18 protein-coding genes and 3 pseudogenes are annotated in these 21,954 nt (G+C 62.7%); 10 read left to right on the top strand and 11 right to left on the bottom strand.

The features are described from left to right. Positions 1 to 161 precede the first annotated feature (161 nt). Positions 162 to 1,640, bottom strand: a complete 1,479-nt coding sequence (locus QQS38_RS24495; RefSeq protein WP_479647937.1) for an aldehyde dehydrogenase family protein — start codon at positions 1,638 to 1,640, stop codon at positions 162 to 164. Between the two features lie 339 nt (positions 1,641 to 1,979). Here QQS38_RS24495 and QQS38_RS24500 point away from each other — a divergent pair, with 339 nt between their 5' ends. From QQS38_RS24500 to QQS38_RS24525, 6 genes are all read left to right on the top strand, one after another. Further along, positions 1,980 to 2,840, top strand: a complete 861-nt coding sequence (locus QQS38_RS24500; RefSeq protein WP_479647938.1) for a GNAT family N-acetyltransferase — start codon at positions 1,980 to 1,982, stop codon at positions 2,838 to 2,840. An 8-nt stretch (positions 2,841 to 2,848) separates the two neighbouring features. Beyond that, a complete protein-coding gene (locus tag QQS38_RS24505) occupies positions 2,849 to 3,778 on the top strand; it encodes a 2-hydroxyacid dehydrogenase (protein WP_479647939.1) in 930 nt (309 codons plus the stop codon). Between the two features lie 158 nt (positions 3,779 to 3,936). After that, positions 3,937 to 5,334, top strand: a complete 1,398-nt coding sequence (locus QQS38_RS24510; RefSeq protein WP_479647940.1) for an aminotransferase class III-fold pyridoxal phosphate-dependent enzyme — start codon at positions 3,937 to 3,939, stop codon at positions 5,332 to 5,334. Positions 5,335 to 5,377: 43 nt separating this feature from the next. Then, entirely contained in the window at positions 5,378 to 5,869 is a 492-nt protein-coding gene (locus QQS38_RS24515; protein WP_479647941.1) for an Lrp/AsnC family transcriptional regulator, read from the top strand. Positions 5,870 to 5,975: 106 nt separating this feature from the next. Next, positions 5,976 to 7,064 (top strand): tartrate dehydrogenase, encoded by a 1,089-nt coding sequence (locus QQS38_RS24520; protein WP_479647942.1) that lies wholly within the window; start codon positions 5,976 to 5,978, stop codon positions 7,062 to 7,064. Between the two features lie 99 nt (positions 7,065 to 7,163). Then, complete coding sequence (locus QQS38_RS24525; protein WP_479647943.1) at positions 7,164 to 8,636, top strand: NAD-dependent succinate-semialdehyde dehydrogenase; 1,473 nt, start codon at positions 7,164 to 7,166, stop codon at positions 8,634 to 8,636. A gap of 147 nt (positions 8,637 to 8,783) precedes the next feature. On the opposite strand, the gene QQS38_RS24530 is transcribed toward QQS38_RS24525, so the two are convergent. From QQS38_RS24530 to QQS38_RS24540, 3 genes are all read right to left on the bottom strand, one after another. Next, a complete protein-coding gene (locus QQS38_RS24530; RefSeq protein WP_479647957.1) occupies positions 8,784 to 9,710 on the bottom strand; it encodes a substrate-binding domain-containing protein in 927 nt (308 codons plus the stop codon). Positions 9,711 to 9,856: 146 nt separating this feature from the next. Continuing rightward, complete coding sequence (locus QQS38_RS24535; RefSeq protein WP_479647958.1) at positions 9,857 to 10,858, bottom strand: ABC transporter permease; 1,002 nt, start codon at positions 10,856 to 10,858, stop codon at positions 9,857 to 9,859. Positions 10,859 to 10,925: 67 nt separating this feature from the next. Then, positions 10,926 to 12,473: a sugar ABC transporter ATP-binding protein gene (locus tag QQS38_RS24540; RefSeq protein WP_479647944.1), complete on the bottom strand. Its 1,548-nt coding sequence runs from the start codon at positions 12,471 to 12,473 to the stop codon at positions 10,926 to 10,928. A gap of 413 nt (positions 12,474 to 12,886) precedes the next feature. On the opposite strand from QQS38_RS24540, the gene QQS38_RS24545 reads away from it, so the two are divergent. The 3 genes from QQS38_RS24545 to QQS38_RS24555 all read left to right on the top strand — a co-directional run bounded on the left by QQS38_RS24545 (position 12,887) and on the right by QQS38_RS24555 (position 16,000). Next, positions 12,887 to 13,987 (top strand): LacI family DNA-binding transcriptional regulator, encoded by a 1,101-nt coding sequence (locus QQS38_RS24545; RefSeq protein WP_479647945.1) that lies wholly within the window; start codon positions 12,887 to 12,889, stop codon positions 13,985 to 13,987. A gap of 75 nt (positions 13,988 to 14,062) precedes the next feature. Then, positions 14,063 to 15,085, top strand: a complete 1,023-nt coding sequence (locus QQS38_RS24550; protein WP_479647946.1) for an aldo/keto reductase — start codon at positions 14,063 to 14,065, stop codon at positions 15,083 to 15,085. Between the two features lie 81 nt (positions 15,086 to 15,166). Continuing rightward, positions 15,167 to 16,000, top strand: a complete 834-nt coding sequence (locus tag QQS38_RS24555) for an amidohydrolase family protein (protein ID WP_479647947.1) — start codon at positions 15,167 to 15,169, stop codon at positions 15,998 to 16,000. 87 nt (positions 16,001 to 16,087) lie between these two features. Here QQS38_RS24555 and QQS38_RS24560 read toward each other — a convergent pair whose 3' ends face one another. The 5 genes and pseudogenes from QQS38_RS24560 to QQS38_RS24580 all read right to left on the bottom strand — a co-directional run. Further along, a complete protein-coding gene (locus tag QQS38_RS24560) occupies positions 16,088 to 16,780 on the bottom strand; it encodes a B3/B4 domain-containing protein (RefSeq protein ID WP_479647948.1) in 693 nt (230 codons plus the stop codon). Between the two features lie 662 nt (positions 16,781 to 17,442). Then, positions 17,443 to 17,613: pseudogene (locus QQS38_RS24565) on the bottom strand (RHS repeat-associated core domain-containing protein); the annotation flags it as partial. A 3-nt stretch (positions 17,614 to 17,616) separates the two neighbouring features. Continuing rightward, on the bottom strand, positions 17,617 to 18,138 hold the full coding sequence (locus tag QQS38_RS24570) for a hypothetical protein (RefSeq protein WP_479647949.1): 522 nt from the start codon (positions 18,136 to 18,138) through the stop codon (positions 17,617 to 17,619). A gap of 474 nt (positions 18,139 to 18,612) precedes the next feature. Further along, positions 18,613 to 18,789, bottom strand: a pseudogene (locus QQS38_RS24575) (RHS repeat-associated core domain-containing protein); the annotation flags it as partial. A 328-nt stretch (positions 18,790 to 19,117) separates the two neighbouring features. Next, a pseudogene (locus tag QQS38_RS24580) lies at positions 19,118 to 19,675 on the bottom strand (RHS repeat-associated core domain-containing protein); the annotation flags it as partial. A 799-nt stretch (positions 19,676 to 20,474) separates the two neighbouring features. Between QQS38_RS24580 and QQS38_RS24585 the strand changes: the two are divergent. After that, entirely contained in the window at positions 20,475 to 20,708 is a 234-nt protein-coding gene (locus QQS38_RS24585; protein WP_479647950.1) for a hypothetical protein, read from the top strand. Between the two features lie 45 nt (positions 20,709 to 20,753). Here the strand turns inward: QQS38_RS24585 and QQS38_RS24590 are convergent, their stop codons facing one another. Further along, the gene (locus tag QQS38_RS24590; RefSeq protein WP_479647951.1) at positions 20,754 to 21,035 is read right to left on the bottom strand and encodes a hypothetical protein; all 282 of its coding nucleotides are present in this window, start codon (positions 21,033 to 21,035) and stop codon (positions 20,754 to 20,756) included. Beyond that, positions 21,032 to 21,954, bottom strand: a 923-nt coding sequence (locus tag QQS38_RS24595; protein WP_479647952.1) for an RHS repeat domain-containing protein, incomplete at its 5' end; no start/stop codon positions are given. The genes QQS38_RS24595 and QQS38_RS24590, both read right to left, overlap by 4 nt.

Here is a 21,954-nt window from a genome sequence, read left to right on the forward strand (position 1 = left end):
CGTCCTGCGAAAGCTCGCGTCATAGAAAGATTTAATCAATGCAAAAACAAAGATGTCTCTAAAGTGGTCGCCGCCCACGACATAAAGCGTGCGTTTTGCAGCGGTCCGACAGCAGAGTCTGCGGCGCGCCCGACAGGCTTGGCCCGGGGCCGCGCTAGCCCTCAGCCGTTCAAGTCGATCAGGACGCTTTTGAAGCGCAAATTGGCCTCGTAAGCCTCTTTCCCTAGATCTTTGCCGATACCCGAGCGCTTGTAGCCGCCCGTTGGAACGATGAAGTCGTTGCTGCGGCCGTAACGATTGACCCAGACCGTGCCCGCATCGAGCGTTCTCACGAAACGCAGGGCCCGGCCCAGGTTCGCCGTGTGGACGCCCGCGGCCAGGCCGTAGTCGGGATGGGAAGCGAGCGCCAACGCCTCGTCTTCCGAATCGAACGTCTGGACCGTCAACACCGGACCGAAAATTTCCTCGCGCACCGCGGCGGAATCGGCCGTCACGTTTTCGACGATGGTCGGCATGTAGTAAGCGCCGGCTACATCGCTCGCCGCTCGCCGTGCGCCGCAGCGCGCTTGCGCACCCGCCTCGAGCGTCGAGCGCACGATCGCATCGATTCGCTCGGCTTGGGCGGAAGAGACGATCGGCGCGAGATGGGTGTGCTCGTGCCAAGTCGCGCCCGCTTCGAGCCCGCGGAAGATCTGCGCGATGCGCTCGACCAGCGGCTCGGCAATCGAACGCTCGACGATGAGCCGCGATCCGGCCACGCAGACTTGCCCCGCGTTGATGGTGATGGCCGAAGCGATGCGGCGCGCGACATCGTCGATCCGCGGTGCATCGGCGAAGACGATTTGCGGACTCTTGCCGCCGAGTTCGAGCGTAACGGGCTTCGTTCCCGACAGGGCGCAGGCGGCCATGATCGCGGCTCCCGTTCGGGTCGACCCCGTGAACGTCACCTTGCCCACGCGCGGATGCCGCACCAGCGCGTCGCCTGTCACACGGCCATCGCCTTGAACCACGTTGAAGATACCGGCGGGCACGCCCGCCTCGATCGCCAACTCGGCGAGACGCAGTACGGAAAACGGCGTCATTTCCGACGGTTTCAACACGACCGCGTTACCGGCCGCGAGCGCCGGGCCGATCTTCCATGATGCCATCACCAGCGGGAAATTCCACGGCGCGATCGCACCGACCACGCCGATCGGTTCGGCAATCGTCATACCTAGATGATCGTGGCCGGTAGGCGCAACCTGCCCACCGATCTTGTCGGCGAACTCCGCGTAGAAGCGAATTCCTTCGGCCGTGAACGGGATGTCCCATGCGAACGCGTCACGGACGGGCCGAGTCGAACCGACCGCTTCCAACGGGGCGAGCGTCGCGGCATCGGCGGCGATGAGATCGGCGAAGCGGCGCAGGATGCGAGCACGTTCGCGCGGCGGCATCGTCGCCCATCCGCTCTTGCGCCACGCACCCCACGCGTTGTCGACGGCATGAGCGACGAGGCTCTCGTCGCCGATCGGCACCGATGCATAAATTTGCCCATCCGATGGGCGAGCAACATCGAGTGCCGGGCCTTGCGCGTCGAGATACGCGCCGTCGATGAAATGGCCGCTGCGCACGGCAATCGCATTGGGGTCGAAGGTGTTCACGGCATACGCTCCGTCATGGCATGGCATCCGGCCGGCGAGCCGTTGCCGTCGATCGATCGGGCGAGCATCAGCGCGGCGGCGCATTCGCTCCATACCGAAGATCGTACGGCGAGCGCCGCGGCATATTGCATCGACAAAATTGCGCAGACCGCACAACGCAAGCGTCGTTGCACCGCGTAGCAGCGAGATTGCATTGCACCAAACGGACGGCCTTTCAGCGCGGCCCATTGCGCGGGATACGCACGAGCGAGCGAGACGCGGCCGATAAAAAGATCGTCCTAGTCAAGGCCTGCGCCGCATGACACAGTGCTTACCCATCAAGACAACGAGGGGCCTCGCGTGTCCGACTCCATCCATTACAGGCCGTTTACCGTGGCGGACGTCGATGCCGCCCATGGGTTGACGCTCGAACTCAAATGGCCGCATCGCCCAGAAGATTGGCTGTTCGTCGCCAACCTCGGCACGGGCTTCGTCGCCGAACGCGACGGGCGCGTCGTCGGCACGGTCATGTGTTGGAAGTACGGCGCAGATACGTCGTCGCTCGGCATGGTCATCGTCTCGCCTGCTTTCCAGGGATACGGCATCGGCCGCCGGCTGACCGAAATGGCGCTCGAAGCGCTCGGCGCAAGGGCCACGCTGCTACACGCAACGCCGGCCGGGCTGCCGCTCTACGAGAAGCTCGGCTTCAGGCGTATCGGCACACTCGATCAACACCAAGGCGCGGCACTGCAGCCGCCGTTGTTGCCGTTGCCCTCGCGCGAACGGCTGCGCCCGCTGGGCGTGAACGACACGCCGCGCCTCATCGAGTTGGCCTCGCGCACGAGCGGCCTCGATCGTTCCGCCGTGCTGCCCGCGCTCGTCGCCTGCTCCGACGGCATCGGGCTCGATCGCGACGGCGAGCTGATCGGCTTCGCGCTGTTTCGCCGGTTCGGGCGCGGCCGTGCGATCGGTCCCGTGGTCGCGCCGCGCGATGCGGATCCCGTGCGCGCGAAGGCGTTGATCGGACACTGGCTCGCTTCCAATCCGGGCATGTTCATTCGCATCGACGTGCCGAGAGAAAGCGGCCTGACCGACTGGCTCGAAGCGCTGGGGCTCGCGCGAGTGGACAGTGTCGTCAAAATGGCGCGCAACGCCGAGCGAATGCCGCCGCCAGACGAAGCGTTCGGGCAGTACGGCATCATCAACCAAGCGATCGGTTGACGAGCGCCATGAGCTTTCTCTACAAGGCCGATCCCGCGCGCGGCGCGGTATGGGCTCGCCTGTTCGCCGAACGCGAGCCCGATATCCCGTTTCACGTCTGGCCCGATATGGGCGGCGACCCGACGCGAATCCGGTATTTGGCGGCCTGGCAGCCGCCCGACGATCCGATGCGAACGCTGCCGAATCTCGAAGTGTTGTTCTCGGTGGGTGCGGGCGTCGATCAATTCGATCTATCCGGCATCCCCGCGCACGTGCCCGTGGTCCGGATGGTCGAACCGGGCATCGTGGAAGGGATGGTCGAGTACGTCACGCATGCCGTGCTGACGGTCCATCGCGATTTCTTCGACTATGCCGAGCAACAGCGGCAAGCTTGCTGGCGCGAATTGCCGGTGCGCCCGGCCGCTTCCTGCAGGGTGGGCGTTCTCGGGCTCGGGCAATTGGGCGCAGCCGTGCTCGAACGGTTGCGCGTGTTCGGCTATCCGTGCGCCGGTTGGAGCCGGTCCCCGCACCGCATGGAAGGCGTCGATTGCTATGCCGGCGACCAAGGGCTCGATGCGTTCCTCGCGCGTACCGACATCCTCGTTTGCCTGTTGCCGCTCACGGCGGCCACGCATCATCTGCTCGATGCGCGTTTGCTCGCCAAGCTGCCGCGCGGCGCATCGTTGATTCAAACGGGCCGCGGGGCTCACCTCGTCCAAGACGATCTGCTGCGCCTGCTCGACGACGGACACCTGCGCTGCGCGCTGCTCGATGTCACGACGCCGGAACCGCTGCCCGCCGATCATCCGCTTTGGCGGCACGCGCGTGTTCGCATCACGCCGCACATCGCGAGCGCGACGCGCCCCGAGACGGCGGTCGAATCGGTGTTGGAGAACCTGCGCCGGCATCGCTCAGGCCTGCCGATGATCGGAGAAATCGATCGCCGGCGCGGCTACTGATGGACGCTGCGCCGGCCGCGTCCTGCGGGCAGCAGAAAATGCTGACGGCACGCATCAAAACGCGCGGCGCACGCTTTTCGCAGGCTTTTTTCGGAAAAGAAGCAGGACGTCCGATCGGTACCATGGTTCATCGATCACCCCCGTACGAGCCCGCCACCATGTCGATTTCCTCACTCATCGAAGCCGACCGCAAGCATCTCATTCATCCCGTCGTCAACTATCGTGCGCACGAGGCGCGCGGCGTCACGATCCTCGAATCGGCGCGCGGCTCGTTCGTGACCGATGCCGAGGGCAACGAGCTTCTCGATGCATTCGCGGGACTCTGGTGCGTCAATGTCGGCTATGGCCAGCAGAGCATCGTCGATGCCGCCGCCGAGCAAATGAAGAAGCTGCCCTACGCAACGGGATATTTTCATTTCGGGTCGACGCCCGCGATCGAGTTGGCCGAGCAGCTCGTCGCGCGCACCCCGGCATCACTCCAGCATGTCTACTTCACGCTCGGCGGATCCGATGCCGTGGATTCGGCCGTCCGCTTCATCACGCATTACTTCAACGCGACAGGCCAAGCACAAAAGAAGCAATTCATTTCGCTCGAGCGCGGCTATCACGGCTCGTCCTCGGTGGGTTCAGGTTTGACTGCGCTTCCGGTTTTTCATCGCCATTTCGACCTGCCGCTGCCGCACCAGCATTACATCGCATCGCCCTATGCCTACCGCAACGATTTCGCCGACGATGCGGCGCTCATCGCCGCGTCGGTGGCCGCACTGGAAGCGAAGGTGGCCGAACTGGGCGCTCAGAACGTCGCCGCCTTCTTTTGCGAGCCGATACAGGGATCGGGCGGCGTGATCGTGCCTCCTGTCGGTTGGCTCAAAGCCATGCGCGACGCGTGCAGCCGGCTAGGTATCCTGTTCGTCGCCGATGAAGTCATCACGGGTTTCGGCCGCACGGGTCCCCTGTTCGCTTGCGAGGCCGAGGGCGTCGAACCCGATCTGATGACGGTCGCCAAGGGGCTGACCGCCGGCTACGCCCCGATGGGGGCCGTGCTCATGTCCGACGAGGTCTACCGCGGCATCGCGGACGGCAGCCCGGGCTCGGCGATCGGACATGGCTATACCTATTCCGCGCACCCGGTCAGCGCGGCGATCGCGCTCGAAGTCATGCGCCTTTATCACGAAGGCGGCTTGCTCGCCAACGCCGCGTCGCTCGCCCCTCGTTTCGCGCAAGGGCTCGACGCGTTGCTCGAGCATCCGCTCGTGGGCGATTCGCGCCACCGCGGCCTGCTCGGCGCGCTCGAACTCGTCTCCGACAAGGACAGCAAGGCCGGCTTCGATGCGGCGCTCGCCCTGCCGGATCGCATCGCAGCTGCCGCCTATCGCAACCGGCTGATTTTTCGTGCGTTCGGCGACAACATACTCGGGTTTGCCCCAGCCCTGTCCTATAGCGCCGCCGAATTCGACCTGCTGTTCGAACGCTTGCGCCGAACCCTCGACGAGGTGCTGGCGCAAAGGGAAGTGCGATCCGCGCTCCATCGCCGAACGCGTGTGGCAGCGTGCTAAAGTAGCCGCTCACCGTTAGTGGTACGACTTTGGCGACAGCACGATGAGCGGCGATTGCAAGCTTGATCGGATCGACCTACGGATCCTTTCGCAACTTCAGAAGCGTGGGCGTATTACGAACGTGGAACTCGCCGATGCCGTCGGCCTATCTCCCAGCCCCTGCTTGATACGTGTCAAGCGGCTCGAGAAGGCCGGTTACATCGTCGGATACGGCGCGCAGATTCAGCTCGAAAAGCTCGGCGACGTGCAAATCGTGTTCACCGAAGTCACGCTGGCCGACCACCGCCGCGAGGATTTCAACCGGTTCGTCGCCGCGATCAAGGACGTCGACGAGATCATCGAATGCCATCTCGCGAGCGGCGGCTACGACTATCTGCTCAAGTTCGTGACACGCAGCGTCAGCCACTATCAAAGCGTGATCGAAGGGCTGCTCGAACGCGACATCGGTATCGAAAAGTATTTCAGCTACGTCATCATCAAATCGCCGTTCGTGAAAACGCACTACCCGCTCGAAGTGCTGTTTCCCCACTCGTAGCGCGCGCTGCCTGCGACGCGCCGAGCCGTTGCCTTCGCGACGACGCGCAGGCGCGGGCGATTGATTTCTCGTTTCGCTCATTACGCTTTATGGAGGCAATTCCGACATGACTGGCAAATATCGAATCGCCGTCATCCCCGGCGACGGCATCGGCGTCGAGGTCATGCCCGAAGGGTTGCGCGTGCTGGACGCCGCGAGCCGGCGCTTCGGCATCTCGCTCGAATACGAGCACATCGAGTGGGCAAGTTGCGACTACTACGAGAAGCATGGGCAAATGATGCCCGACGATTGGAAAGCCCAATTGGCGCGCTGCGATGCGATCTTGTTCGGCGCCGTGGGCTGGCCGGCCAAGGTGCCCGATCACATTTCGCTGTGGGGTTCGCTGCTCAAATTCCGGCGCGAGTTCGATCAATACATCAACCTGCGGCCCGCGCGCCTGTTCGAAGGCGTCCCCTCGCCGCTCGCCGGCCGCGGCGCGGGCGACATCGATTTCTGGATCGTGCGCGAGAACACCGAAGGCGAATATTCGTCGGTGGGCGGCGTCATGTTCGCGGGTACCGACCGCGAGTTCGTCGTGCAGGAATCGATCTTCACGCGCCATGGCAGCGAGCGCGTACTCAAGTTCGCATTCGACCTCGCGCAACGGCGCCCCAAACGAAAACTGACGGTAGCCACAAAAAGCAACGGCATCGCCGTGAGCATGCCCTGGTGGGACGAACGAGCCGCCGAAGTGGCGCGCGCCTACCCCGACGTGACGTGGGACAAGCAGCATATCGACATACTCTGCGCCCGCTTCGTGCTCAGTCCCGACCGCTTCGACGTCGTCGTCGCCACGAATCTTTTCGGCGACATTCTTTCGGATTTGGGCCCGGCCTGCACCGGCACCATCGGTCTCGCGCCGTCGGCGAATTTGAACCCCGACCGCAAGTTCCCTTCCTTGTTCGAGCCCGTGCACGGCTCGGCGCCCGACATCGCCGGCAAGAACATCGCCAATCCGATCGCGATGATTTGGTCGGCGGCGATGATGCTCGATTTCCTTGGCGGGCACAGCGGCAAGGAACGCGAGGCGCACGACGCGATGCTTGCCGCCATCGAAGCGACGCTGAAAGAGGGCCCCCGCACCGGAGATCTCGGCGGCAAGGCCAGCACCGCCGAAGTGGGCGCAGCCGTTGCCGAGCGCGTCGCGAAGATGTGAACCACGAGGGCGGCTTCCGGCCTGCGCGGTGCGGCGCGGGGCGGCCGCCGAACCGCCGGAGCGCAACGGCCGGCGCCGATCAGAACCAGGAGCACGAGCATGACGAAAACCTTTACCCCCGAAGCCTTGATTCGGACGGAGAACTTTATCGGCGGCCGCTGGCTGCCCGCTGCGGACGGCGCTCGCTTTGCCGTGACCGATCCGGCCGATGGCGCCTCGATCGCCGAAGTGGCGGACAGCCACGCGGCGGACGCGCGCGCCGCAACCGATGCTGCCGCCGCGGCGCTTCCCGCTTGGCGCGATAGCTTGCCGAAAGAACGCGCTGAAATCCTGCGCCGTTGGCATGCGCTGATCCTCGCGAATCAGGACGCGCTCGGTGCGCTGATTTCCCGCGAGCAAGGCAAGCCGCTTTCGGAAGGGCGCGGCGAAGTCGCCTACGGCGCATCGTACGTCGCATGGTTCGCCGAAGAAGCGACGCGCATCTATGGCGACTTGATTCCGCAACAGCAACGCGGCAAGCGCATGAGCGCGGTGAAAGAGCCGATCGGCATCGTCGCGGCAATCACGCCTTGGAACTTCCCGCTCGCGATGATTGCGCGCAAGATCGCCCCTGCGCTGGCGGCCGGCTGCACCGTCGTCGCCAAACCGGCCGAGGATACGCCGCTGACGGCCTCGGCGCTCGTGCTGCTCGCGCAAGAAGCGGGCGTGCCGCCGGGCGTGCTCAATCTGATCACGGCATCGCGCCAACGCGGCGTCGAAGCAGTGGCCGACTGGCTGGACGATTCGCGCGTGCGCAAGATCACGTTCACGGGATCGACGGCCGTCGGCAAGCATCTCGCGCGCGAATCGGCCGGCACGCTCAAGAAGCTCTCGCTCGAGCTCGGTGGCAACGCGCCCTTCATCGTCTTCGACGACGCCGATCTGGAGGCCGCCGTGAACGGGCTGATCGCGGCCAAATTCCGCAACGGCGGGCAAACCTGTGTCTGCCCGAATCGCGTGTATGTACAAAGCGGCGTGTACGAGCGCTTCGCCGCGTTGTTGGGCGATCGCGTGCGAGACATGGTGGTCGGCCCGGCGCGCGAGGCCAATACGCAGATCGGGCCGATGATCAACGCCCGCGCGGTGGACAAGATCGAGCGCCATGTGGACGACGCACTCGCGCACGGTGCGCGCATCGTCACGGGTGGCAAGCGTTTGCCTGAGCTCGGCCCCAACTTCTACGCACCGACCGTGCTCGCCGACGCCAACTCGACCATGCAGCTGTGCGGCGAAGAAACGTTCGGGCCGGTCGTGCCGTTGTTTCGTTTTGAGAGCGAGCGGGAAGCGGTAGAGGCGGCGAACGCCACGCCCTATGGGCTCGCGTCGTATTTCTACACGAACGACATGAAGCGCATCGAACGCGTGTCGCGCGCGCTCGAAGCGGGCCTCGTCGGTGTCAATGAAGGTGCGCTGGCCAGCGAGGCGGCGCCTTTCGGCGGGGTGAAGGAATCGGGCTACGGCAGGGAAGGCTCGAAATACGGGCTCGACGATTACTTGTCGATCAAGTACGTGTGTCAGGGGGGGCTTGCGTAGCAAGCTGCGTAGAGCAGCAGGCGGGGCACGTGATGGAGGGCACGTTCGCCTCGCATCCGCGCCCCGCCATCGGGCACCGCCCCGCCGCAAGGTTCGGATGGCGCGCATCGCTGCGCCGGCATGCGGCGGGACCGTCGATCAATGCGTTCAGTCGTACAGGACCGCGCGAACCTTCGGATCGTCGATGTTGCTCTTGTCGTACCAATAGAAGCCCGTGTCGATCACCTTCGGCAATTTCTCGCCCTTGAGCGCTTTCACGGCCGCTTCCACGGTTTTGTAGCCGATCCCTACGGGATTTTGCGTAATCGCTCCGGCCTCGAAGCCCTCGCGGATCGCATCCGTTTGCTTCTTGCCCGAATCGAAGCCGACGATCACGACCTTGCGTTTCATTTCCCGGCATCCGTTGATCACGCCGATGGCCGAGCCCTCGTTCGTGCCGAAGATCCCTTTCAGATTCGGATGAGCCGTCAGGATCGACTTGGTCACCTCGGTCGACTTCAACTGATCGCCGCCGCCGTATTGCACCGTGACGATTTTGACCTTGGGATGCGACGCCTTCATGCGCGCGACGAACCCGTCTCGCCGGTCCATGCCGGTGCGGCTCGTCTGATCGTGTGCGACCACGGCCACCTCGCCTTCGTTGCCGATCAACGCGGCCATCCGGTCTGCCGCTTCCGCCGCGGCGGCCTTGTTGTCGGTCGCGGCCGTCGTCACGGGAATCGCGCTGTCCACGCCCGAGTCGAAAGCAATCACCGGGATGTGCTGCGCCTGGGCCTTCTTGAGCAGCGGGATCGCAGCCTGGCTGTCGAGCGCCGCGAATCCGAGCGCGTTCGGCTTTCTCGCCAGTGCGGCGGCCAGCATGTCGATCTGCTTGTCGACCATCGCCTCGGTCTCTGGGCCTTCGAAAGTCACGCGCACGTGATAGTCCTGGCCGGCCTTTTCCGCACCCGTCTTCACGGCCTGCCAGAACTGATGCTGGAAGCCTTTCGAAATCAACGCCACATACGGCTCGGGCGCCGACTGCGCGCGGGCCGCTCCGGCCAGCGCGAGCGTGGCCGCGAGCGCAAGGGTCATGCGGGCGAAGGTTCGTTTGTTCATTTCCCGTCTCCTCTCTGGTTAAACCCGCGGCGCCCCCACCCGGCGCGCCGTATGCAAGCAAGGCCCGACTATCGAGCGTCGAAACGTCGACCGCACAGCCACCCGCCAGGCGGATGAAAGCCTCAGCGTTGTTTGCTCCGACGCAGTATGTCCATATAGACGGCCGCAATAATGATGAGGCCGGTTACGACGATTTGCCATTCCTGCTCGACCGACATCACCCGTAATCCATTGACGAGCACGCTCATGATGAACGCGCCGATCATCGTTCCGGTAATCGTCCCGGTGCCGCCCGAGAGCGATGTACCGCCGATCACCACCGCGGCGATCGCATCGAGCTCGTAGCCCTGTCCCAACGCGGGTTGCGCGGAATTCAAACGCGAGGCGATCAACAGCCCGGCAATGCCGCAAATCGCGCCGCCCGAAGCATAGACCGCGATCTTCCAAAGATCGACGTTGACGCCCGAGAGCCGAATCGCTTCTTCGTTGCTGCCGAGCGCGAACGTATACCGGCCGAACAACGTTTTGTTGAGCGCTATCGCCGCCAGGAAAGCCAAGACGAACAGAATCAACACGGAATTCGGAATGGGCAATGCCGGAACGATCGCACCTATCGCCGAATCCTGAGAAATCCTGGTGAAGCCGGGCGTGTCGTTGAAGTAGATGGGGCGCGTGCCCGAAATGACGAGCGAAAGGCCTTTGAGCAGCATCATCATGCCCAGCGTAGCGATGAACGGCGGAATCCGCAGCTTCGCGACGAGCACGCCCGAGATCGATCCGGACAGCGCGCCGAACCCGATCGCCGCCAGCACGCCGATCCATAGCGGCATGCCCCAGTTCGTCAAAAAGACGCCGCTCATGACCGCGCAGAAGGTCATCAGAGTACCGACCGACAGATCGATGCCGCCCGTGATGATGACGAAGGTCGAAGCGATGGCCAGCACACCGTTGACTGCCGTCGCCTGCAAAATGCTGACGACGTTCTCCATCTGCAAAAACTCGGGCGATGCAAAGCCGAAGAATGCGATCAAGACGATCAAGCTTGCAAACGCGAGCAGCTTTTGTCTTGCGCTCGAATCGAAAAGCCGTGCGCGGACAGCGGCGAAGCCCCTTCTGCTTCCCATGACGGGAAGCGGCGGCTCGGCTTCGGGTGCGGGGTTCGGGGTATGGGTCATTTGGGCTTCCGTCGATTCATGCGAACACCGTCGATTCTCGCTGTGTCGCAAGCCGCATGATCTCTTCTTGCGAGGCCTGCGCGCGCGACAATTCGCCCGTGACGCGCCCCTCGCACATGACGAGCACGCGGTCGCTCATGCGCAGCACCTCCGGCAATTCCGACGAAATCATGACGATCGCCTTGCCTTGCCCCGCGAGCGCGTCGAGCAACCGGTAAATTTCCGTCTTGGCGCCAATGTCGATGCCGCGCGTCGGTTCATCGAAAAACAGAATGTCGCAGTCGCGCAGCAACCACTTCGCGATCACGATCTTTTGCTGGTTGCCGCCCGACAACAGTCGAACCTGCTGGTGCACCGACGGCGTCTTGATGCGCAGCCGATCGACATAACCGCGGGCCGCCTCGTCGATGCGCCGCTTGTCCAAAAACAAGCCGAGCGACGTGAACTCGCGCAGGCACGGCATCACGACGTTCGACGCGACGTCCATGCCCGTCGCCAAGCCGAATTGCTTACGATCTTCGGAGAGGTAGCCGATGCGGTGACGAACCGCGTCCTGCGGCGATCGGATGGAAACAGCGCGCCCATGCACGCGTATCTCGCCCGAGTCGATCGCATCCGCGCCGAACACCGCGCGCGCAACCTCCGTGCGCCCCGCGCCCATCAAACCGGCGAATCCGAGAATCTCGCCCTTGCGCACCGAAAAGCCGACGTCTCTCAGCGTCTTGCCGCGCGTGAGCCCGTTTACTTCGAGCGCGATCTCGCCATCGGCGGCCACGCTTGCCCGCCGCTGCGTCAGATCCAGCTCGCGCCCCACCATGAGCGCGATGATCGTCTCGATCGGCGTCGTGGCGGTGGGCACGGTCGCAACGTATTGGCCGTCACGCATCACCGTGACGCGGCTGGAAATTTCGCGGAGCTCGTCCATCTTGTGCGAGATGTAGACGATGCCAACGCCTTGCGACTGCAATTGGCGAATGATTCGAAATAAATCGTGGATTTCCGCGTCGTTCAGCGCCGCGGTGGGTTCGTCCATGATCAGCACGCGCGAATCGAACGACAAGGCCTTGGCGATCTCCACCATTTGCTGCATGGCAACCGTCAGCCGGCCCACGTTCGTGCGCGGATCGAGCTTCAAATGCATGCGCGCGAAAATCGCCGCTGCACGACGATTGAGTTCCTTTTCGTCGATGAACCATCCCATCGCCCGCCGCGGCTCCCGGCCGATGAAAATGTTTTGGGCCGCGCTCAGATGGTTCATCAAGTTGAGTTCCTGATGAACGATCCCGATCCCTAGATCGCGCGCGCTGCGGGGATCGCGAATCTCGACCGGCCGGCCATCGATGCGGATCTCCCCGGCGTCCTTCTGATAGACGCCCGACAGCACTTTCATCAGCGTCGATTTACCGGCGCCGTTCTCGCCGATCAGGGCGTGAACCTCGCCCGCGCGCAACTCGAACTGGCAGCGGTCGAGCGCCCGTACGCCCGGAAACGACTTGCACAAGCCGCTAATCGACACGAGCGCCGGTTCGGCGGGCTCGCCGCAGTGCCTTGCTGTCTCGCTCATGTCTGCCTTGATTGCGTCAAAACCGCATGGGTGGCGACGGGCACTCCGTGCGTTTCACGAGGCTGCACCAGGCTTTGACAAGCCTGGTGCAGCCGCACGGCCGAAACGTTTCGCTAAACGTTTCGGCGAGAGACTAGGATGGCGATGAGGCAATGTCAATCCGGGACCTAGCCTGAATAGGGTTAACGATATCGCCCCCTCCAACGAAACGTTTCGCTAAACGTTTTGCTTTGCCAAACGCGGGGCGGCGCGCGTATGATTCGAGCGAAAAAATGCTTACTTCGCGCCCTCCCGGGCGAGCCTCCGGGGAGCGCAAACGCAGAGCGCAGCGCTCGTGCGCTGGCCCCGTCTCGGCCGAGCCACCCGCGTCACGGCGTCCGCGATTGCGTTGCACAACCGAATTGGATGAGAACGTGGCAGCAACGATGAAAGATGTGGCGCGTCTGTCCGGGGTGAGCCTCGCCACCGTCTCGGCGGTTTTGTCGGGGTCGTCATACGTGAGCCCCGATTTGACGCAGCGCGTGCAAAGGGCGGTCCAAACGCTCGGCTACGCGCCGAATTCGGTCGCGCGCAGCCTCAAAAAAGGCGCGACCAAGCTCATCGGCCTCGTCGTGCCGGATGTGACCAATCCGTTCTTCACGGGCATCGTTCATGCGGTGCAAAAGCGCGCGCGCACGCTCGGCTACTCGGTCGTGCTGTGCGACAGCGAGCGCGACGTCGAACAAGAGCGGTCATATCTGAAGATGCTGCGCGCCCATTTGGCCGTGGGCACGCTCTTCTGCCCTAGCGGGCCGGAAGAGGCTTACAAGCGCCTGGAAGACGATATCGGCATCATGCCGGTCATTTGCGTCGACCATGCCGCGCGCCCCGGCGATTTCGATTCCGTCGTGCTCGACAACATCGCCGCTGCGCGGCTCGCCACGCAGCACGTGCTCGCCCTGGGGCACAAGCGCATTGCCATCGTTGCCGGCCCGCAGCACCTGATGCCGGGCCGCGATCGCCTCATCGGGTTCGAACAGACGTTGCATGACGCCGGGCTGAACGTCGCGCCCGAACTCATTCGACAGGGTGCATTCGGCGAAGCCGGTGCCTTCGACGCCGTGCAAGCGCTGCTCACGCTTGCCGACCGGCCCTCGGCGATCTTCGTCACGAACAATCAAATGCTCATTGGCGCCATGCGTGCAATCGCCGAAAGCGCGCTGTCGTGCCCTCGCGACATCTCCGTCGTGGCCATCGACGATTTCCCTTGGGCCGCGGCCTTCTCGCCCGCGTTGACGACGGTTCGCCAACCGGTCGACGCCATGGCCGAAGCGGCCCTCGATATGCTGGTCGAGCGCGTGCAGGGCAAGCGCGGCCCGCCGAGACATCGCGTGTTCGCGCCGGAACTCGCCGTGCGCCGCTCGTGCGGCGCACCGCCCGAACACATGCCCGCGAGAGCAAGGACGCCTCGCGGCAAGAGCGCCCGCGAAGCAAAGCAGGTCGACGAATCGAAGGTCGTTCTTTCCAATACCTAGGAAACCTAGGAAAGCGAATCATCGTTACCGTGCGGCCCCTTCCATGCCGAAAATACCAGAGAGTTCGATCCGACAATGCATCGAGACAACGACGTGAACGACAAGCGGCGGCCGCAACTACGACGACTCATGGAAACGACGGGCTCGCTCGGATTCGGCGCGGCGCCGCTCGGAAATTTGTATGCGAGAGTGACCGAAGCGCAGGCCGAGCAAACGCTGACCGCCGCGTGGGACGTGGGCGTTCGCTATTTCGACACGGCGCCGTTTTATGGCTGCGGCCTTTCGGAGCAGCGTGTCGGCAAAGTGCTCGCACGCTACCCGAGAGACGCATTCGTGCTCTCCACGAAAGTCGGCCGCCTGCTGGTGCCCGATCGCGCCGTGCCCGAAATCCAGCACGGCTACGTGGGAGGCCTTCCGTTTCGCGTCGAATACGACTACTCGGCGGACGGCGCCCGCCGGTCGATCGAAGCGAGCCTATCGCGCCTCGGCCTCGATCGTATCGATGTCGTCTACATCCATGACGTTGCGCAAGACACGCACGGCGACGACTGGCTGCGTCAATACGCGATTGCCGCGAACGGCGCGATGCGAGCGCTGACCAAGCTTCGGGACGAAGGCGTCATCGGCGCCTGGGGCCTTGGCGTGAATCGAATCGAGCCTTGCCTGATGGCGCTTCGCGACGCGGCCCCCGACGTTTTCCTGCTGGCGGGCCGCTACACGCTGCTCGACACATCGGCGCTTAGCGAACTTCTTCCCGAGTGCGACGCCAAGGGCGTGCGCCTTGTCATTGGCGGCCCCTACAATTCCGGCTTGCTGGCCGGCGGCACGACGTTCGAATATGCGCCGGCGCCCGCGGACATGCTCGAAAAAACCCATCGCCTCGCAGCCCACTGCAAACGCTACGGCGTCGCCCTGAAAGCGGCTGCCCTGCAATTTTGCAAAGCGCCGTCGGCCGTGGCTTGCGTCATTGCGGGCGGCCGCAACGCCAGCGAGATCCGAGAGAATTGGGCGCTCATGCATACGCCCATTCCGATGGAATTCTGGGCCGATCTGAAGCGCCGGGGGTTGATCCCCGAGGAAGCGCCAGTGCCGGCCTAGCACACCCATACGACGCAAGCCGCTACATCTCGCGCCAGACCGACGCAGTTCGCATGGTGGTATTCGCACCGGGAAAACGACATGTACATCGACAGCCACTTTCACATTTGGTCGCTCGAGCGCGGAGACTATGACTGGCTCACACCCGAGTTGTCCGCGATCTACCGGGACTTCGGCGTGGGCGATTGGCAGGCGCAATTCGGCTCTCTCGGCGTGAGCGGGGGCATTCTCGTGCAAGCTGCGCCTACCGAGGCGGAAACTGCGTTTCTATTGCACCAAGCGGCGCGGCACAGCGAGCGCGTGCTCGGCGTGGTCGGATGGATCGATTTCGAGCGCGCCGATGCGCCTTCGCGCGTGCGATCGCTAGCCTCCGATCATCGGCTCGTCGGCCTGCGCCCGATGCTGCAAGACATTGGGGATCCGGCCTGGGTAGCGCAATCCTCGATACAGCCGGCACTGCACGCGATGGCAAGCGCCGGCGTGACGTTCGATGCGCTCGTCCGTCCAGTTCACTTGCCGTACGTCGAGGCGCTCGCAAGACGTCACCCCGGATTGACGATCGTCATCGATCACGCCGCGAAACCGGCTATCGCCACCGGACGCGATCGCGATGCATGGTTGCAAGGACTGGCCGCGCTGGCTCGGCACGCAGCGGTGTACTGCAAGCTCTCGGGGCTGTGGACCGAAGCGGCGCCAGCCTCGCCGGTAGCGACCGTCGAACCATGGGCGCGAGCCGTGCTCGATATTTTTGGCCCCGAGCGCACGCTGTGGGGCAGCGATTGGCCGGTCCTGCGCTGCGCGGGAGAAGCAGCCGAGTGGTTCGAATGCGCGATGTCGATCGTCGCCGAACGTGGACCGGACGCCGTGAGCCAGGTCTTCGGGCAAAGCGCGCGCCGGGCATATCGGTTGGTTTGAGTCCGTCGACGTGCGCCGCCGCAGCAAACGGGGCGCATGGCTCGTAGGGCATGGCAAGCGGCAAGACACTCTCGCGCAGGCCGGGATTCAAAGTTCGATCGATGGCGATGCCTTGCTCAGAATCGCCGCGACTGCGGGGGGCGTCCACAGCGCTCTCAATTCGCCGGCCAACACATCGAGCAGCTTCGTCACGTCGGCCGATGCCGTTGCGTGATGCGCTTCAGCGACGATCAATACCGCACTCGTATCGTGCCGCACCGCGGAAAGCGCGCTTTGACGATGCGCCCAACGCCGCGCGTGCGCTCGATGCTCGCCATCCGCGAAAATGACCTCGCCGGGGTCGGGCCGCTCGATCTCGCCGGAGAAGGATTGATAGCACTCATCGCCCGTGGCGTGGCGCACTTCAAGATGTCGTGCGACGTGCGAGACGTCGAACACCGCAATCGGAGTGGCGAACGCCAATGAAACCGCATTGCACAGATCGACGAGCGGGTGCAACCGCGGTAGCGAACCCTCCTTGCGAAAACGCCGAAGCAACGATTCAGACGCGCAACGGTATTGCGTGGGCTTGAGCCCCATCTGCGAAAACGCGCGCCGCCACGCTTGCACCTCCGGCCAATCGCCCTCGGAAGCCGTTTGGAGCCGCGCGCGGGCTGCCGCATGATAGTGGGCAAGACGCGCGGTGACGTCCGTCGAAGCGGCGATCCCTTCGGCAAGCAGGACGCCCGGGACCAGAGCCGGAAACGCCCCCCAAATCGCCGGCGAATGTCGGAAGTACATGAAGCAGCCTCCTTTCCAATGGTGATCAGGCCACATCTTATGGGAGGCTGCGTTCGCAGTCTTGAATGAAATTGCAGCAGGTGAAGCCGCCGCGTCACCTGACGGCGGAAGGTCCAGCGCCACGCCCTGTTGCCATGACAACGTCGCCCTCCCGCTCATAGCGGTAGCACGCCTGGCTTACGCCAAATGCCTTGCAGCCCGGAATCACGTCTGCGCCGCAGCACTCGCACTTTTCAGTCCCGAAGAAATCTTTATTCTCCTGAGCAACCTTCTGTTTGACAGAAGCCGGGATGCGCGCTAGCCCCAGCGGATCAACCCACTCGATCGGGTTAAGCACATATTGGTGCAGATTGAGTTATACGCATCATCGCCCTCATAGCCCTTACTACGCGCCTTGGACATCGTTTCTTGCCAAGTAAGCATCGGTTCTGCTTTGCCAGTGGGCGAATTGACCCCCGTGTAGAGCGCAGTTGCTGCTTCACGATCCGCCATCAACAGTCTGGCGCGAATGCGCGCTTGATTGCGGAGCTTGTGAGCAAGCCGCGCCTTCTGCTTCACGTTTTTACAGCTACAAAGCTGTTGGTCAATGTTCTGCTCTTCGCGTTTGTACCAGCAGCGTGTTTGAATGTCGCTGAGCGAGCCGCCGTATCACGCAGTCGGACTAGCCCCAACAGGTCCGTCCACATGACCGGGTTCGGCGCATACAAGTGCAAGTTGGAGCCGCCCGCCAAGCCGATGGGATCGGCGGAGACGAATCGACCCATCCCGGGATCGTAGTATCTCCGGCGGTTATAGTGCAGCCCCGTTTCCGCGTCTAGCTGCTGCCCCTGAAACGATCAACGGTCGTCTCGGCGTTTTAAGCGATCATTTATTTCTCGCGTGAGTTCCGTGCCTCGAGCGCTACCCGACGTTGCGGCAGCGGCCGCCCACATCCGTGCTTGGAGAAGGTCGGGGGGCTGCGCGTCCATCAGAGAAACCGCCAAATCGCATTGCGCTCGTTCAGAGCCCAAGGAGGCGGCAGTTGCGCGCCACGTGGTTGACATCACCGGATGGTACGTGCCGTACGCATAGTGCAGATAGAGCGCTTCAGCTGCGGATACGTCACCCGACTCAGCCTCGACCAGCTTAGCTGCAACCTCCGATTCATTCAGTTTGAAGGCTTCGCGCCCGCTCACCGGGGTACCCTCAGGTACGGCTTCAGCGAAGTTTCGCGTATCACCGAGCGATAAGACCAGCCATTTATTCGCCAACTCCTCGTTACCGAGTTGCTCGTAGTGCTCGTACAAAGCGTAGGCCGCGTCGAGATCTCCATTTTCCGCACGCTGTGTACAGAGATTCAATTCACTCGGTGTAAGCATTGCAGCTCCAAAACTAAGATTTTCAGCATAGCACTTCGGCTCACCACTAACATGGCGGCTGGATCGCCGATGCTACGTCTTTGGCCGAAAAACCCGCCATTGACCAACGCGCGTCAAATCCGGCCCCCCTCCGGGCGCAGTCTCCGCTGGAAGCATTTTGCCGTTGGACCATATCCATAGCGTCTTGTCCGGCGCTATCACGTTCGAGCCGATGTGGTCTGCCAGCTTTTGCGCCACAGGGTGAGGACCTTTCCCTGTTTCGCACGAACAGAGTTGAATCGGCATCCCCTTGATGTACTTCGGGTGTGACTTGATCTGGTCACCGAGATCCTGCATTGACATGGCATTGAGGTTTCGATCGGTCACGACATCGGGATTACCGTGAGCCCCAATCTGCAGCACATTCCGGTTTTCAGGGATGTTCTTCGCGTACTCATGTATGGACTCGTTTGTCGGGAAGTTATTGATGTCGACGAGACCCAGCGGGTCTACTAGTCCGGTAGGATGGTTAGAGACGTATCGGTACAGATTGACGCCGCCTGCAAGCTTGATCGGGTCCGTCGAAATGAACCTCCCAGCGCTTGGATCGTAATAGCGGAATCGGTTGTAATGCAGCCCCGTCTCGTCGTCCTCCTGCTGCCCCTGAAACCTTTAGGCTAGCGCGTCGGTCGCGTTTCGATCAATTCATGTAAGCAGCGTGTGCATGCGGCCGTAAACATACCTATCGCCTTCTCCATTGCCTCTTCATCGGTGAAGCGATATATCTCGCCGCTCTCACGAACACCACCTAGCTCAACGACTAGAGGAATATCCGTTTGCAGCATGTACCCTGGGTACTCGATCTCGTCGAACGTCAATGTGATGGGGAGAACCGAAGTCTCCCGGGACCACGCTGGGCGATCATTCACCAAATCGGCAAGGTCATGGGAGACCAAATCGCCCCCCGCTCGACCATGAATCGGACATATGACTAGTGGCATCACCGTACCTTTGCTTTGAATCCGAGTTTTGAAAGGAATTTCATTTGACCAAGCGGCCCTTGGGGAACGTCTGCTCCCCCAGCTCGTAGGACGTTCGCTACATGGCCAACGCAACTGTTAGTTCTTTCGTCGTACTTGCCAAGGTTCGTGCCGATTTTGGACTGCTGATATGCGATTGCCGAATTCGCGTTTTGAAGAGGCACTTCGGCGGTGTGAAGGACCGGGTCGCCTGTCATCAGGCGCTCACGGCGTTCGTTGACGATCGTGGTGTCTCCGGTCTCTGGATCCTGCACTTGGTGGGTATGCACCGAAGCTGCGTTGGTCTGTACCTCCACTGTGTAATGCCCGGTACGGCTGCCTTCAACATCGTAGTGTCGGATGATGGCTTTTCCGCCGCATGGGCAGCAAGTAAGCCCCAGGGGGTCAACCCATTGAACGGGATTCGGCGCATATTGGTGCAGGTTGAAGCCGCCGGCCAACCCAACAGGATCGGCCGATACGAATCGTCCGCATCTCGGATCGTAGTATCGTCGGCGGTTGTAGTGCAGCCCTGTCTCAGTGACCTTAGACGCAGTCGCCGCTCGCATGAGCCGCAATCCCTTACCCGGCAGAGCTCCCCGGCTTCACACCTCCTTCGCCATAGAATTTTTTCGTAGACGCGATTTTCCCGCCATCGACGCATCGATGCAAGCTCATAGGCCGCCGGGTTTGACGGCGCACGCAGTGCGACGGCAAACCCGGCGGAACAGGGCATGTGCAGACCGCATACTTTGCGCGGTAGCGATGCCCGTCGGCGATCGATGTCCCGCCGAGCTCGAACCCGTCAAGGCCGCGCATCGCGCGCCCAAAGGGCTTGGCCTTGACGGCGATCGGTTCTCCACGCTCGGGCCATGCGGTGCAAGACGACTCGGCGGCTTGCACCGCATGCCAAGCAGCGGGTTTCGTGGTTTTGATTTCCGTTACGCAGTAACGGCGAGCTAGGGAGCCCCTTGGGGGCGGACGGGAGGCAGGCTGTGAGCACGGAGCGAAGGCCGCATTGCGGCCGTAGCCCGCGCGCAGCAGACAGCCGGGAGGGCGGGGCTCACGAACCTTGCGCGCAAGCGCCTAGCTATGTCTGTTCGTACTGCTAAGCATTGCCCGAGCACGAGCGGCAGCTCGTGCGTGAACTGCTCGACGCATTGATCGTTAAGAACCAGGTGGCCGGCGCTATTGCGCGCGTCACCGTCTCGGAGAAGCCCGCCCAGGCGCATGCGGCTTCAGGAGGCAGAAGAGGTAAGCGGTAAACGAAGCGCGGGCCGTGAGTGCGTCAACACTCACGGCCCGCTGACCACAACCAACTCGGCAAGGGAGTTGTTCATGGCTAAGGCCAATCATAAAACACGTTCGGCGGCAGTCGAAGAGCCGATTGCTTTCCAAGTGCCGCTGCAAGGCTCGGCGGAACTGCCAGGCGGATCGAACAAGCCGTTCATCCCTTGGATGCAGGTCACCGACGCGTTGCTCGGCCACCTCGGCTTCATGCCCGGTGAGCGCGTCCATTTCTCCGTCGACTACATCAAACGGCACATCTTCATCCGGCAAGCTTTCGACTGATCACCGCTTCAATGACAGAGGGCCGCGCAAGCGGCCCTCTGTCGTTTACCTCTTTTGCCCAAAGAACGAGCGTAGCTTCTGCTCGACGCCGACTATATGTTCGCCAGCCGCTAGATTCAGAGGCCAGTACTCGACCACAATGCGCGCAACTCGATTGCAGTCGGTCGCAATCGGCGGGTCGTGTTCGAGACAGGTCACATACTCGCCAAGCACTGCAAGCACGTGCTTACGTTGCTCTGCCGGTACGCCGTCTCTATCGGTGAGTTGCGACACCTCGGCAATAACAGCCTTCAGCTCTGCCAAGAGCGCATCCTTTTTATCGGTCATGGCTTACTAAGCGCGTCCAATTTGAGAATGAATTTCTGAACCTGCCCACCCGGTAGGCACGGACCCTGTGCTGATGCCCGGCCTTCGATCATCGGCTCGCCTTCTCGAACCTTCCATTGCTGAATCTTGGTCATATCGTTCCACTCGGGCTTGACCGCCAAAGATTCGCGGCTTGCTGGGAACGTCTCGAACAAATACCGGCCTTTCGCGTACGCTTTGCTTTCATCGTAGTAGCGAAGGCCGTACTCGCTGGCCCCAGCGTTACGCATGTTGATCGTTCCGACGTCGAACGATTCCATGATCTCCTTTCGCCGCGCTCTCGGAACGCTCGCGTCCTTCAGGTATTGCGATGCTTGCTTGGCTCCACTGTATGAACCCGGGCAGCAGCAAGACTTTGACAATCCGAGTGGATCGGTCCATTGGATCGGGTTCGGCGCGTACTGGTGCAGATTGAAGCCGCCAGCAAGGTCGATTGGGTCCGAGCTGATGTATCGGCCCGTCGTAGCGTCGTAATACCGATGCCGGTTGTAGTGCAGCCCCGTCTCAGGATCCTCCTGCTGCCCCTGAAACCGAATCGGATTCCCCGGCGCCACCCCCACCGTCTTCGACACCCGCGCAATAACGTCCTGCGTCTCCCCCCAAGCCTTGTACGTCGCCTCCCACACCACATCGCCCGCTTCGTCCGTCATCATATACGGCGTGCCGATATGATCGCACTGGTAATAAAACACCTGCGCCTGCGCCGCCGGTTGCGCAACCCGTTGCAGCGGGTCTTCCTCCGGCAGGTAACGATCCGTCGACTTCCACACCGGCGTATCGATCCCCCGCACCGGCGCCTGCGACACGAACTGCGCCAGCGGCACGAACGAGCCCGCCTCATACACGTAATGCCTGCTGCCTTGCTCGTTGCTCTCGTACG

Source organism: Trinickia sp. Z7 (genome assembly GCF_056498045.1).

Excerpts from the sequence above, each read along its gene's own strand:
- QQS38_RS24550 (WP_479647946.1), top strand. The coding sequence starts at position 14,063 with ATGCATCGAGACAACGACGTGAACGACAAGCGGCGGCCGCAACTACGA.
- QQS38_RS24510 (WP_479647940.1), top strand. The coding sequence starts at position 3,937 with ATGTCGATTTCCTCACTCATCGAAGCCGACCGCAAGCATCTCATTCAT.
- QQS38_RS24585 (WP_479647950.1), top strand. The coding sequence starts at position 20,475 with ATGGCTAAGGCCAATCATAAAACACGTTCGGCGGCAGTCGAAGAGCCG.
- QQS38_RS24520 (WP_479647942.1), top strand. The coding sequence starts at position 5,976 with ATGACTGGCAAATATCGAATCGCCGTCATCCCCGGCGACGGCATCGGC.
- QQS38_RS24505 (WP_479647939.1), top strand. The coding sequence starts at position 2,849 with ATGAGCTTTCTCTACAAGGCCGATCCCGCGCGCGGCGCGGTATGGGCT.
- QQS38_RS24515 (WP_479647941.1), top strand. The coding sequence starts at position 5,378 with ATGAGCGGCGATTGCAAGCTTGATCGGATCGACCTACGGATCCTTTCG.
- QQS38_RS24525 (WP_479647943.1), top strand. The coding sequence starts at position 7,164 with ATGACGAAAACCTTTACCCCCGAAGCCTTGATTCGGACGGAGAACTTT.
- QQS38_RS24590 (WP_479647951.1), bottom strand. The coding sequence starts at position 21,035 with ATGACCGATAAAAAGGATGCGCTCTTGGCAGAGCTGAAGGCTGTTATT.
- QQS38_RS24555 (WP_479647947.1), top strand. The coding sequence starts at position 15,167 with ATGTACATCGACAGCCACTTTCACATTTGGTCGCTCGAGCGCGGAGAC.
- QQS38_RS24570 (WP_479647949.1), bottom strand. The coding sequence starts at position 18,138 with ATGCTTACACCGAGTGAATTGAATCTCTGTACACAGCGTGCGGAAAAT.
- QQS38_RS24560 (WP_479647948.1), bottom strand. The coding sequence starts at position 16,780 with ATGTACTTCCGACATTCGCCGGCGATTTGGGGGGCGTTTCCGGCTCTG.
- QQS38_RS24535 (WP_479647958.1), bottom strand. The coding sequence starts at position 10,858 with ATGGGAAGCAGAAGGGGCTTCGCCGCTGTCCGCGCACGGCTTTTCGAT.
- QQS38_RS24540 (WP_479647944.1), bottom strand. The coding sequence starts at position 12,473 with ATGAGCGAGACAGCAAGGCACTGCGGCGAGCCCGCCGAACCGGCGCTC.
- QQS38_RS24530 (WP_479647957.1), bottom strand. The coding sequence starts at position 9,710 with ATGACCCTTGCGCTCGCGGCCACGCTCGCGCTGGCCGGAGCGGCCCGC.